General features: G+C 67.0%; 12 protein-coding genes. 6 read left to right on the top strand and 6 right to left on the bottom strand.

Annotated elements, in window-relative coordinates; genetic code table 11:
- Nucleotides 1–16 precede the first annotated feature (16 nt).
- Nucleotides 17–1,129, bottom strand: a complete 1,113-nt coding sequence (gene hppD / locus CXG43_RS06965) for a 4-hydroxyphenylpyruvate dioxygenase (protein WP_182656247.1) — start codon at nucleotides 1,127–1,129, stop codon at nucleotides 17–19.
- Between the two features lie 63 nt (nucleotides 1,130–1,192).
- On the opposite strand from hppD, the gene CXG43_RS06960 reads away from it, so the two are divergent.
- Entirely contained in the window at nucleotides 1,193–1,744 is a 552-nt protein-coding gene (locus CXG43_RS06960) for a MarR family winged helix-turn-helix transcriptional regulator (protein ID WP_101099298.1), read from the top strand.
- A 62-nt stretch (nucleotides 1,745–1,806) separates the two neighbouring features.
- Here the strand turns inward: CXG43_RS06960 and CXG43_RS06955 are convergent, their stop codons facing one another.
- From CXG43_RS06955 to CXG43_RS06940, 4 genes are all read right to left on the bottom strand, one after another.
- Nucleotides 1,807–2,910 carry a hypothetical protein gene (locus tag CXG43_RS06955; RefSeq protein ID WP_101099297.1) on the bottom strand — a complete coding sequence of 368 codons (1,104 nt, stop codon included), beginning with the start codon at nucleotides 2,908–2,910 and terminating at the stop codon, nucleotides 1,807–1,809.
- A 101-nt stretch (nucleotides 2,911–3,011) separates the two neighbouring features.
- Nucleotides 3,012–3,605, bottom strand: a complete 594-nt coding sequence (locus CXG43_RS06950) for a thioredoxin family protein (RefSeq protein WP_042615241.1) — start codon at nucleotides 3,603–3,605, stop codon at nucleotides 3,012–3,014.
- 12 nt (nucleotides 3,606–3,617) lie between these two features.
- Complete coding sequence (locus CXG43_RS06945) at nucleotides 3,618–5,123, bottom strand: oligopeptide:H+ symporter (RefSeq protein WP_101099296.1); 1,506 nt, start codon at nucleotides 5,121–5,123, stop codon at nucleotides 3,618–3,620.
- 166 nt (nucleotides 5,124–5,289) lie between these two features.
- On the bottom strand, nucleotides 5,290–6,144 hold the full coding sequence (locus CXG43_RS06940) for a tryptophan 2,3-dioxygenase family protein (RefSeq protein ID WP_101099295.1): 855 nt from the start codon (nucleotides 6,142–6,144) through the stop codon (nucleotides 5,290–5,292).
- Nucleotides 6,145–6,510: 366 nt separating this feature from the next.
- Here CXG43_RS06940 and pdhA point away from each other — a divergent pair, with 366 nt between their 5' ends.
- Genes pdhA through CXG43_RS06920 form a run of 4 tightly spaced genes read left to right on the top strand, consistent with a single transcriptional unit; the run spans nucleotide 6,511 to nucleotide 10,399 of the window.
- Complete coding sequence (pdhA, locus tag CXG43_RS06935) at nucleotides 6,511–7,593, top strand: pyruvate dehydrogenase (acetyl-transferring) E1 component subunit alpha (protein ID WP_101099294.1); 1,083 nt, start codon at nucleotides 6,511–6,513, stop codon at nucleotides 7,591–7,593.
- A complete protein-coding gene (locus tag CXG43_RS06930) occupies nucleotides 7,586–8,653 on the top strand; it encodes an alpha-ketoacid dehydrogenase subunit beta (protein ID WP_101099354.1) in 1,068 nt (355 codons plus the stop codon). Before pdhA ends, CXG43_RS06930 begins: the two co-directional genes overlap by 8 nt.
- 1 nt (nucleotide 8,654) lies before the next feature.
- Complete coding sequence (locus tag CXG43_RS06925) at nucleotides 8,655–9,008, top strand: SH3 domain-containing protein (RefSeq protein WP_042615246.1); 354 nt, start codon at nucleotides 8,655–8,657, stop codon at nucleotides 9,006–9,008.
- Entirely contained in the window at nucleotides 9,005–10,399 is a 1,395-nt protein-coding gene (locus CXG43_RS06920; RefSeq protein WP_101099293.1) for a dihydrolipoamide acetyltransferase family protein, read from the top strand. Before CXG43_RS06925 ends, CXG43_RS06920 begins: the two co-directional genes overlap by 4 nt.
- Nucleotides 10,400–10,489: 90 nt before the next feature.
- On the opposite strand, the gene CXG43_RS06915 is transcribed toward CXG43_RS06920, so the two are convergent.
- Nucleotides 10,490–11,122 (bottom strand): NAD-dependent dehydratase, encoded by a 633-nt coding sequence (locus CXG43_RS06915; RefSeq protein ID WP_101099292.1) that lies wholly within the window; start codon nucleotides 11,120–11,122, stop codon nucleotides 10,490–10,492.
- A 112-nt stretch (nucleotides 11,123–11,234) separates the two neighbouring features.
- Here CXG43_RS06915 and CXG43_RS06910 point away from each other — a divergent pair, with 112 nt between their 5' ends.
- A complete protein-coding gene (locus CXG43_RS06910; RefSeq protein ID WP_101099291.1) occupies nucleotides 11,235–12,773 on the top strand; it encodes a GGDEF domain-containing protein in 1,539 nt (512 codons plus the stop codon).
- Nucleotides 12,774–12,780 lie beyond the last annotated feature (7 nt).

Genomic DNA, 12,780 nt, shown 5'->3' with positions numbered 1-12,780 from the left:
CCGAGCGATATGCCGCTTACAGTACGCCGCGGCGCATCTGGTCGCGCTCGATGCTCTCGAACAGCGCGGTGAAGTTGCCTTCGCCGAAGCCCTCGTTGCCCTTGCGCTGGATGATCTCGAAGAAGATCGGACCGATGCAGTTCAGGGTGAAGATCTGCAGCAGCTTGCGCTGGTGGGTTTCCGGGTCGGCATCGATCAGGATCTTGTTGCGGGCCAGTCGCGCCACGTCCTCGCCATGCCCCGGAACGCGCTGGTCGATCACGTCGAAGTAGGTTTCCGGCGTGTCCAGGAACTGCACGCCCTGCTCGCGCATGGCTTCCACGGTCTCGTAGATGTTCTCGGTGAAGCAGGCGATGTGCTGGATGCCTTCGCCCTTGTAGGCGTCCAGGTATTCGTTGATCTGGCTCTTCGGATCGGACGATTCATTGAGCGGAATACGCACGATGCCGTCCGGGGCGGTCATCGCCTTGGACACCAGGCCGGTCTTCAGGCCCTTGATGTCGAAGTAGCGGATCTCGCGGAAGTTGAACAGCCGCTCGTAGTAGTCCGACCACTGCTGCATGTTGCCGAAGTACAGGTTATGGGTCAGGTGGTCGATGAAGGTCAGGCCGAAGCCCTTCGGTGCCTGGTCGGCGCCCTCGATGGCTTCGTAGTCATCGCCGTAGATGCTGCCGGCGTCGCCGTAGCGGTCCACCAGGTACAGCATGCAGTCGCCGATGCCCTTGATCACTGGCGCATCCACCGCCCTGGAGTCCGGCTTGAAGTCGACCGGCTTGGCGCCATTGCCCAGCGCGGTCTGGTAGACCTCGGCACCGGGCTTCTGGAAGCGGATGGCGAAACCGCACGCGCACGGACCGTGCTTTTCAGCGAAGTCGGCGGCGAACGAATCCGGGTCTTCATTGACCAGGAAGTTGACGCCACCCTGCCGGTATACGGTGATCGGGCGGGTGGTGTGCTTCAGCACGGCGGTGAATCCCATGCTGCGGAAGTAGGCATGCAGCTCCTGGCCGCGCCCGGCGGGGGCGGCGAATTCGACGAACTCGAAGCCGTCGATGCCCATCGGGTTTTCAAACGTGGTCACCTGCATGCCCGGATTGGGATGCGAGGCGGTCTGGACGGTGGTATTCATGGCATAAGGCTCCGAATCTTTTCCGCATCAAACCAGGTGCGGGCGACAGAGGGACCCGCGACAATGCAGGGCCAGTACATCCCCTTTATAGTTACACCTGAAACCACCAGCAAGGTGCACCGCAGCATGAGCCCACCCGATCCCGCTTCCACCAGCGTGCGTGCCTCGCACGTCCTGCTCGACCTGGAACAGTTCCTGCCCTACCGGCTGAGCGTGCTCTCCAACCGGGTCAGTGGCAACATCGCCAAACTGTACGGTGACCGCTACGGCCTGGCGATTCCGGAATGGCGGGTGATCACCATCCTGGCGCTGTACCCCGGCTCGTCGGCCAGCGAAGTGTCCGAACGCACGGCGATGGACAAGGTCGCGGTCAGCCGCGCGGTGGCGCGCCTGCTGGAGCGCGGTTTCATCAAGCGCGAAACCCATGGCGATGACCGCCGCCGCTCGGTGCTGGCGCTGTCGGCGGCCGGCTTCGAGGTGTACGAGACCATCGCCCCGCTGGTCATCGAGACCACCCGCAAGCTGATGTCCGTGCTCAGCGAAGACGAAGAACAGCTGCTGGAAAAGCTGATCCTGCGCCTGGCCGGTGAAGGCCTGCAGCGGATGGCCGAATAAGAACGGGCGTCGGGTAGAGCCGACTCCGTCGGCCTGCCCTGGACATCAGGTAGAGCCGACCCTCAGCTCAGGTGCTTGCGCCGGGCGTAGACCCAGGGCGCGGCCAGCGCGCCGATGGCACCGGCGGCGAAGCCCAGCGAGGCCGCCACCGTGGCCGCTTCGATCGCCCCCGGCAGCGCCAGTGCAGCGGTGACCAGCAGCAGCGAGGGCAGGCCGACGAAGATGGCCAGGAAGAACGGCCAGCGCGGCACCCAGGTGCCCAGCTGCAGCAGGCTGACCGGCTGCCAGATGTCCCCGTTGGCATCCTCGGCGATCTTGCGCACCACCACCGGCAGGCTGATTTCCGGCAGCGCGCGGCCCTGCCGAGCAGTGGCCAGCTCGCGGGCCACCGCCTCGATGGCGGGATAGCTGGACGGCCACGGCTGCGGCGGCTTCACTCCGTAGGCGACCAGCAGCGGCACGCTCAGCCAAGGCGTCGGCAGCGGTCGCAGGCGGCGGCGTCCGTGTACGCACCAGACCTCGCGCCGGCCATGCGCGGTGACCTCGTACAGGGCCAGTTCTTCGGGCGGCGGGTAGCCGAGCATGGTGGTCCGCGCGGCCAGCGTGTCCACGCCCATCGCGCGCAGGAAGCCCGGTCGGCTGCGTCCTTCCTGCATCCACCCCAGGCCCAACGCGCCGATCAGCAAGGCGTCGGCATGGTCGCGGCTGCCGACCGTCGCGCGATCATCGCTGGCCAGCAACCAGGCCAGCGACTGCGGCTCGGCGACATCGGCCACCGACCAGCGCCCGCTGTCGCCCAGCACATGCCGCAGCGGCAGGCGCATCGGCGCGGTTTCGCCCCGTTCGGCGGCCTGCAGGAACGGCAGCACGCCCTGCGCGAACGCCGCCACGTCCACCGCCCGTCCGCCCTGCCCCAGCCATTCCGGCGGCAGCAGGCCGGCCAGTTTCGGGTCACGGGCGAGCAGGTCCAAGCGTTCTTTCTGTTCCACCAGCTTCTGCACCGCAGCGGCCAATGCGGGGTTGTCCGGCAGCGCCACCACGGGCAGCTTGTGCGTGCCGGGCGGTATCGCCGCCGCAGCCACCGCAGCGCCATCGTCCATCAGCACGTCCACCGCAGGCAGTGCCACGGTGTCGGCAGGGGGATGGTCGATCAGCTCGCTGTGCATCGGACGCTCCAGGTCGTGCGCCACGGTCAGCGTGGCGTCGGTACCTTGGCGTTAGCGGCCGCAGCGCGGCGGAATTGAGCGCTGCGGCCTGGCATCGCGCCTCAGCGCGGCGCCCATTCCTTCATGAAGGCGAGGAACTTCGCACGGTCGTAGCTCTTGCCCTGCTCCAGCTCACCGGTGAACTGCGAATGCAGCAGGCCTCCCTCGGCGTCCAGCACGAACAGGTGCGGGTAGCCCTTCACTTCCGGGAACTGCGACAGGAACGCCTTGTTCTCGTTGTCTTCGCTGTAATTGACCTTCATCCACACGTAGTTCGCGTCACGCAGGCGGCGCACTTCGGCATCGCCTTCGACGAATTTGTCCAGGATGTGGCACCACGGGCACCACTCACCGCCCACGTCCAGGATGATGCGCTTGTTGCCACGCTGCGCCTCCACTTTGGCCGTTTCCAGGTCCGCGGCCGGGTCGCGGGCCGGATCGAACGAGGCGTTGAGTGCCGCGATGGCCGCGATGTCCGCGGCCGCCGGGGTATTGCCGGAGGCCACCGGCACGCTGGGATCAGCGGCCGGTGCCTCGGTGGGACGCGTATCAAGCGGTTGCGCAGGCGCCTTGGCGGTATCGGGACCGGGTTGCGAGCACGCTGCCAGTGCAGCGGCCAGAACCCCCATGGACATCCAACCTGCGGTCTTGCGCATTCGCTCTTCCTCTTACTTGACGCCGTGCATCAGCTTCTGGATCAACGGCGCCACCAGGAACAGCAGCACGCCCGATCCGACCAACGCGTAGAAACCAAAGGTATACCCGGCGTGCGCCGATTGCACGGTCATGCCGCCTTCGCCGCTCACCCGTCCGGCGAAGATGCCCGCCAGGTTGTTGCCGATGGCAATGGACAGGAACCAGCAACCCATCGCCATGCCGCCCAGTCGCGCCGGAGCGAGCTTGGTCGTCATCGACAGGCCGATCGGCGACAGGCACAGCTCACCCACGGACTGGATGACGTACACCATGAACAACGTCCAGAACGGGATCTTGCCGGCCCCGTCGACCATGCTCGACAGCGCGACCATCAGCAGCAGGAAGGCCAGGCCGTTGAACACCAGGCCGAGGCCGAATTTGCGCGGGATGGAGGGGTTGGCGCGGCCCATCTTCACCCACATCCAGGCCAGCAGCGGGGCCAGGGTGATGATGGCGATGGAATTGACCGACTGGAACCACTCCAGCGGGAAGGTCCAGTCACCGAACTGGCGATCGACGATGCGGTCGGCCAGGAAGGTGAAGGAGCTGCCGGCCTGCTCGAAGAACATCCAGAACAGCACGTTGAACATGAAGATCACCAGCATCGCGATGACCTTGTCGCGGGCCACGGTACCGGTGCGGATGCCTTCCACCAGCAGCATCACCGCCGGCACGACGAACAGTGCCATCAGCAGCAACTGCAGCGCCTGCGCGTCGATGGTCAGCAGGAAGTAGAACAGCGGCACGCCGACGATGGCGCCCACGATGGCGACCAGACCGACGCGGCCGTTGCTTTCCTGGCCCGGTGCCGGGGCACCGATGCCCTTCAGCTGCTGCCGGCCCATCCAGAACCAGACCAGGCTGATCAGCATGCCGACGCCGGCACTGATGAAGACCACCTGGTAATGCGGCATCGCATCGGTGCCGAAGATCTCGCGCGCGAGCCAGCCGGTGATCACCGGGGCGATCATCGCACCCAGGTTGATGCCCATGTAGAAGATGGTGAAGCCGGAGTCACGGCGTGCATCGCCCTGCAGGTACAGCTTGCCAACCAGGGTGGAGATGATCGGCTTGAACAGCCCGTTGCCCACGATGATCGTGGCCAGGCCAAGCTTGAACAAGAGTTCGGTGGGCGAGGCCAGCATGAACAGGCCCACGGCCATGAACAGCGCGCCCAGCAGGATCGAGCGCTGGAAGCCGATCAGCTTGTCGGCCACGTAGCCGCCGAAGATCGCACCGGCATACACCAGTGCCAGGTAGGCGCCGTACAACTCGCTGGCCGGTCGTTCACCGGTAGCGTCGCCGCCGTGGAACTGGGCCACGATGTACAGCACCATCGCCCAGCGGATGCCGTAGAACGCAAAGCGCTCCCAGAACTCGGCCATGAACAGCATCCACAGAGGGCGTGGGTGGCCGAGCAGTGTCTTGAATTCCGGCACGGCCGGTTCGGGGGTATTCGCAGTGGCGTTCAGGCTCATGCGGGATTCCTGGTTCGGTGGATGACAGGCACGTCCGCTGTGCCGAGCTAACGCGCGAGGATCACCGACTTCTGGCGTTCACGTCAAATACACACCGATCGAAGCAGGTCACCGCCCGGTCGCGGAACTTGCATCTGCAACAATCTGAATGGGGGACGCCGGCGGCTCAACCTTCCAGCGTGGTCCGCACCTGGAACAGTTCGGGGAAGAAGGTCAGCTCCAGCGCCTTGGCCAAGAAGCCCACCCCGGACGAACCGCCGGTGCCGCGCTTGAAGCCGATCACCCGCATCACGGTGCGCATGTGGCGGAACCGCCACAGCTGGAAGGCCGTCTCCAGATCGACCAGGTCCTCGCACAGCGCGTACTCGCGCCAGTAGCGGTCGGTGTCCTGGTAGATGCGCTCGAACACCGGGTGCAGCGCATCGTCGGCCACGTGCGGCAGTGACCAGTCGCGGTCCAGGTACTGCGCCGGGATGTCGTGGCCGAAGCGCGACAGGTACTGCAGGAACTCCTCGTACAGGCTCGGCGCCTGGAGTGCCTGGCGCAGCCGCTGCTGGCCCGCTTCGTCGTGTTCGAACACCTTGAGCATCTGCGCGTTCTTGTTGCCCAGCAGGAACTCGATGTAGCGGTACTGCAGCGACTGGAAGCCCGAGGAAGGGCCCAGCACATCACGGAAGCCCATGTACTCGGACGGCGTCAGCGTCTCCAGCACCGACCATTGCTCGGTCAGCTGGCGCAGCACCAGCTTGCTGCGCGCCAGCACCTTCTGGCACTGCCAGACCTGGTCACGCTGCAGGAAGCCGATCGCCGCGCCCAGCTCGTGCGCCAGCAGCTTCAGCCACAGCTCGGAGGTCTGGTGCTGGATGATGAACAGCATCTCGTCGTGGTGCGGCGGGCTGGAAAGCGGCTGCTGCGCGGCGAGCAGCTGGTCCAGCCGCAGGTAGCCGCCATAGGTCAGCCGGTCCTGCAGGTCGGTCAGGATGCCGGCTTCGAGATCACGTTGGTTGTTGTCGACGGACATGGGGCGGGACCGGCTGAAAAGAGAAAGCGTAGCAGGCCGACCGCGGATCGCCGGTGCGGGGGGTGAGGACCGTGGGCCGCTGGCTTCGGTGGGTGACGACCGTTGGTCGTCACAGGGCCCGTGGAACGCACAAACCCGCATCCCGGCGCGTGGAACCGCTTCCGGAGGGTCCCATCCCCGCCCTCACGGGCGTATTCTGGTGCTCTGCAGCAACGGCTGAATACGTTGCTGTCACGGGCCGCCTACCCGCCGGCAGGACCCTCGCCGGGGAAACCCTTGCTGCGCCGCAGGACAGCTTTTTCATACGCCGTCCTTAACATGGCGATTCATATCATTTGTAACTTCCTGTCGAAGGTGCAGTCCGCAATGACAGTTGCCGCTGAGTTCAAGATCGAATACCTCCAGTACCTCAACGCAGACGGCAAGCTCGTCCGCGATGACCTGCCCGCTTCGCTGCGGGATCCCAAGGTGCTGGTCCCGCTGTTCAAGCAGATGCTCTACGTGCGCGTCTTCGACAGCAAGTCCATCGCCCTGCAGCGCACCGGCAAGCTCGGCACCTATGCCGCCTGCCTGGGCCACGAAGCGGCGCATGTCGGCATCGGTGCAGCCATGCATCCCGGCGATGTGTTCGCGCCGAGCTACCGTGAATACGGCGCCATGTTCATGCGCGGCGTGCGCCCCTACGACGTGCTGATGTACTGGGGCGGCGACGAGCGCGGCAACGACTACGGCGGCAATGCGGCCAAGGACTTCCCGTTCTGCGTGCCGATTTCCACCCAGTGCCTGCACGCGGCCGGTGCGGCGCTGAAGTTCAAGCTCAACGCGGAGAAGCAGATCGCCGTGGCGGTGTGCGGTGACGGTGGCAGTTCCAAGACCGACTTCTACGCGGCACTGAATTCGGCCGGCGCCTACAAGCTGCCGCTGATCCTGTGCATCGTCAACAACGGCTGGGCCATTTCAGTGCCCCGTTCGGCCCAGACCGGTGCCGAAACGCTGGCGCAGAAGGGCCTGGCCGGTGGCCTGCACTGCCTGCAGGTGGATGGCAACGACCTGATCGCAGTGCTGGCGGCGATGGAACAGGCGCGCGAGCGGGGCCTGTCCGGCAACGGCGGCACGGTGCTGGAACTGATGACCTACCGCCTGTCCGACCACACCACCGCCGACGACGCGCGCCGCTACCGCGACGATGCCGAAGTGAAGGATGCCTGGCTGCTGGAGCCGATGCTGCGCCTGCGCAGATACCTGACCGACCAGGGCGTGTGGAGCGAAGCCGAAGAAAAGGCCTGGATCGAGCAGTGCGGCGCGCGCGTGGACGAGGACGTGAACCAGTACCTCAACACCCCGGTGCAGCCGGTCGAAGCGATGTTTGATTTCCTGTATGCCGATCCGCCACCGGACCTGCTGGCCCAGCGCGCTGCCGCCATTGCCCTGGAGCAGCGTCATGGATGACATCAAGCACGGCGTTCCTGCTTCCCGCACCAATGCCGCCGACAGCGCCGCTGTCGCCGGTGGAGACACGGTCATGACCAGCACCCCCATCACCCTGATCGAAGCCATCACCCAGGCGCTGGCCTGGGAGCTTGAGCACGACAAATCCGTGCTGGTGCTGGGCGAGGACGTGGGCGTAAACGGCGGCGTGTTCCGCGCCACCGCCGGCCTGCAGCAGCGCTTCGGCGCCAACCGCATCCTCGATACTCCGCTGGATGAAACCACCATCGCCGGCCTGACCATCGGCCTGGCCGCGCAGGGCATGAAGCCGATCGCAGAAGCCCAGTTCGACGGCTTCATGTATCCGATGGTCGACCACATCATCTGCCATGCCGCGCGCCTGCGTACCCGTACCCGTGGCCGCCTGCACTGCCCGATGGTGCTGCGCGTGCCGTGGGGCGGTGGCATCCGGGCCCCGGAACACCACAGCGAAGCCAACGAATCGATCTTCACCAACGTGCCCGGCCTGCGCGTGGTGCTGCCGTCCTCGCCGCAGCGCGCCTACGGCCTGCTGCTGGCGGCGATCCGCGAACCGGATCCGGTCATCTACATGGAGCCCAAGCGCATCTACCGGCAGTACAAGGAAGTGGTGGCCAACGATGGCGAAGCGCTGCCGCTGGACGTCTGCTTCGTGCTGCGCGACGGCACCGACGTGACCCTGGTGACCTGGGGCGCACAGGTGAAGGAAGCACTGGAAGCAGCCGACAAGCTGGCCGGCGAAGGCATCAGTGCCGAAGTCATCGACGTGGCCACGCTGCGCCCGCTGGACTTCGCCACCATCGCCGAATCGGTGGCCAAGACCGGCCGCTGCGTGATCGTGCAGGAGGCCCCGAAGACCGCGGGCTTCGGCGCGGAGATCGCCGCGCGGCTGGCCGAGGAATCGCTGTACGACCTGCTGGCACCGGTCGAGCGGGTCACCGGCTATGACACCCACATTCCGTTGTTCCGCCTGGAAATGAAGTACCTGCCCAGCGTGGAGCGGATCGTGGCGGCGGCCAAGCGCGCCGTTGCGGCAGGCTGACATGCGGGCCCGTCTTCTCGGCCCGTACCGCAGCCAGTACCCCAACCCGCTCCGGTTGCGCACCGGCCAGATCGTCGAGGTCGGTGTGCGCGACGAGGAATGGCCGGCATTCGCCTGGGTGCGAACCCGCGAAGGTGGCGCAGGCTGGGCGCCGGTCGCCTGGCTGCAGCTGCTGGACGATGGCCACGCAGAAGCCCTGCGTGACTATGACGCCCGCGAGCTGGACGTGGAAAACGGCGAGATGGTACGGCTGCATCATGAACATGGGGGCTGGTGGTGGTCCGAGCGCGCGAATGGCGCGACGGGCTGGCTGCCGGCCCACGAACTGGAACTGCTGGAAGAGAACTGCACATGAGCCAGACCAAGAATTTCAACCTGCCCGACCTGGGCGAAGGCCTGCCGGACGCCACCATCGTGGAATGGTTCGTCAAGGAAGGCGACACCATCCGCCTGGATGAGCCGCTGGTATCGATGGAGACGGCCAAGGCCGTAGTGGAAGTGCCTTCGCCGGTGTCCGGCAGGATACTGAAGCTGTCCGGCGCGGCCGGTGACATCATCCCGACCGGCGCGGTGCTGGCCAGTTTCGAACTGGATCCGAACCTGCCGCAGCGGGCGGACGGCCAGGACACCGGCCACAGCCACGGCCACGCCGCACCGGCGGCGACGCCGAGCACCGGGCAGCCGGCGCCGGCCCAGGCCGATGCCGTGGTGGCCTCCGATGAAGGCGGCGAGATCAAGGACGCCGGCGAGCGCGATGACGCCGGCACCGTGGTCGGCGCGATGCAGAGCTCCAACACCGTGCACGCCGAACAAGCGGTCGCTGTCGGCGGCGTCAAGGCCGTGCCGGCGGTGCGTGCGATGGCGCGCAAGCTGGGCGTGGACCTGTCGCGCGTGCGTGCCAGCGGTACCGATGGCGCGGTGACCATGGCCGACGTCAAGCAGGCCGCCGCCGATGGCACTGCCAAGCTCGGCGCTACGCCGACTGCAGCGGCGGCGCCGCAGGCCGCGCAGGTGTCCGCACCGGCACCGGCACGCGTGGAAAGCCCGCGCGCGCCGATGTCGGCCGCCGGCAAGCCGATGCGCACACAGCCGCCGGGCGTGTCCGCCAAGGGCCAGCCGGAGCAGCTGAAGGGCGTACGTCGCAACATGGCGCGGGTGATGGCCGATGCGCACAGCAAGGTCGTGCCGACCACGCTGAACGACGATGCCGACCTGCATGCGTGGCTGCCGGGCAACGATGTCACCGCCCGCCTGGTGCGCGCGATCGTGGTCGCCTGCCAGAAGGTCCCGGCGATGAACGCCTGGTTCGACGGCGAAGCGCTGACCCGCACCCTGCACGCGCATGTGGACGTGGGCATCGCGGTGGATACCGAGGAGGGCCTGTTCGTGCCGGCCCTGCGCAACGCCGACATGCTCGATGCGCGCGGAATCCGCGAAGGCGTCAACCGCCTGCGTGAGCAGGTCGAAGCCCGTTCGATCGCCGCCTCGGAACTGAGTGGCTACACGATCTCGCTGTCCAACTTCGGCATGTTCGCCGGCCGCTACGCCACCCCGGTGGTGGTGCCGCCGTGCGTAGCCATCGTCGGTGCCGGGCGTGCCCGCTACCAGATGACTCCGGTAATGGGCGGCGTGGAATCGCACAAGGTGATCCCGCTGTCGGTCACTTTCGACCACCGCGTGGCCACCGGCGGCGAAGCCGCCCGCTTCCTGCGCGCGATGATGGACGACCTGGCGCTGGCCAACTGATGCGGTAATGACGGCCGTTGTGGGTGACGACCGTTGGTCGTCACAGCCCGGCCGACACGGTGACGACCAACGGTCGTCACCCACACGTGCTCAGGCCAGCTCAGCGGCGCTGACCACGTGTTCGCCGGGGCGCGGTGCCAATGCGGCATCCACCAGCGCGGCCGCGATGTTCGCCGCCGGATTGATCCGCCAGCCGCGCGGCAACAGCGGACCCAGCACGCCCAGCACCCGCAGCGCCAGCTGTTCACCGGTGCGTTTGTGCGCACGCTGGCCACCGATCAGCCCGGGCCGCACCAGCGTCAACGAATCGAAATCCAGCCCGCGCAGCTCCTGTTCCAGCGCCCCCTTCACGCGGTTGTAGAAGATCCGCGATCCCGCATCCGCGCCCGCCGCGGAGTTCAGTACGAAGGTGCCGGCACCATGCGCAAGGGCCTGGCCGGCGAAGGTCAACGGGTAATCGTGGTCGATGCGCTTGAAGGCCTCGCGGCTGCCGGCCTGGGCCATCGTGCTGCCCAGCGCGCAGATCACCGCATCCACCGCCCACCACGGCGCGGTGCCGGGCAGGTGCTCGAAATCCAGCACCGGATTGTCCAGCTTGGACGCGGTCGCCTGCAGCGGCCGCCGGCTCGGCGCAACCAACCCCGTGCAGCGCGGATCGTCCAGCAACAACGTCAGTGCCTGGCTCCCTACGAGTCCGCTCGCGCCCAACAGCATTACCCGCATCGCCTTCTCCCCTGGCTGATTTTCCCCATCGTGAACGCTGGACGGGTATAAAGCCAACGACGGCCGCGCCGATATGCTGTCACCAGCCTTTGCCTCCCCCGGACACTCCTGCATGACGGACCGCCGTGACTCCCGCCCCGCCCCCGGCACCCAGCCTGGACCGCTGGCGCTGGTCCGTGCGGCCGCCGTCGGCGGCGACGGTCCCCGCGCGGTGACCCGCGGTGGCAACGGACTCAGCCTGCAGCAGCTGTTCGCGCACGCCTCACACCCCGAATCCCTGCTGGCGGCCTTTGCCGATGGCATGGCGACCCTGCCCGGCGAGCTCGGCGACATGGGCGACCGCCTGCAGTCGGCGCAGGCCGATGCGGACTGGCCACGCTACGGCCGCGCGATGCGCCAGCTGATCGACAAATACATCCGCACCATCGAACTGCATGCCCCCGATGCGCCGCCCGACGGCGATCGCCTGCGCGAACAGCTGCGCCAGGTGCTGGGCATCACCGTGGCCGGCCTGCTGCAGCACGATCCGCAGCTGCGCGAACAGGCCGTGGCGCAGGCCGCCGCCTGGAAGCAATGGCAGCCCGGCCAGCCGCTGGACGCGCTGGAACAGGGCCAGCGCGAACTGGGCCACCAGATCGGCGTGCGCAGCGAGGCCTGGCAGGAGCGCGACGAGCTGCTGCTGGGCCTGTTCGACCTGCTGCTGGAAAACATCAGCGAACTGCTCGATGACGGGGCTTGGCTGCACGGACAGATCGACGCGGTGCGCCAGTTGTTGTCCGGTCCGCTGGACACCGCGGCGGTTGAACGGACCCGCAGTGAACTGCGCCAGGTGATCTACAAGCAGGGCCTGCTCAAGCAGAGCATCAGCGAATCCAAGGCCGCCATGCGCGGGCTGATGGGCGACTTCGTGCAACAGCTGGACGGCATGGCCAACAGCACCGGCGAGTACCACGACCGCATCAGCAGCTACGCCCTGGCACTGCGTGAAGCACGCAGCATCGCCGACCTCAACCAGCTGCTGCAGGGCGTGCTGCAGGACACCGGCCGGGTGCAGCAGCAGGCTGCGCAGGCACGCGACCACCTGGCCAACGCACGGCTGGAAGTGGAAGTGGCCGAACAGCGCATCGCCCAGCTGGAACAGGACCTGCGCGAGGTGACCGACCTGGTCCGTACCGACCCGCTGACCGGCGCGCTCAACCGCCGCGGACTGGACGAGCTGTTGCAGTCCGAACTGGCACGTTCGGGCCGGGCCGGCACCGCGCTGGCGGTCGCGGTGATCGATCTGGACGAGTTCAGCCAGACCAATTCGCAGTTCGGCCACGCCGGCGGCGACGCCGTGCTCAAGCATTTCGTCAGTGTCTGCCAACTGCTGCTGCGTGCCAGCGACAACGTGGCGCGGCTCGGGGGCGACGAGTTCGTGCTGGTCATGCCCGATACCCCCGGTGCAGACAGCATGTCGACCCTGCAGCGCCTGCAGCGTTCATTCGCCCAGCGCGTGTTGAACGTGCAGGACCAGCGCGTTCCGGTGCATTTCAGCGCCGGGCTGGCGCAGTGGAGCGCCGGCGATACCGCAGAGTCGCTGCTGCGACGCGCCGACGAAGCGTTGTACGCAGCCAAGCGGCTGGGCCGCAACCGCGTGCAGGCCGGCTGAAGGTAAT

It is taken from the genome of Stenotrophomonas sp. Bg11-02 (assembly GCF_002836635.1).
In the GTDB taxonomy this organism is placed as follows: domain Bacteria; phylum Pseudomonadota; class Gammaproteobacteria; order Xanthomonadales; family Xanthomonadaceae; genus Stenotrophomonas; species Stenotrophomonas lacuserhaii.
This window is presented reverse-complemented; position numbering and strand designations above follow the sequence as displayed.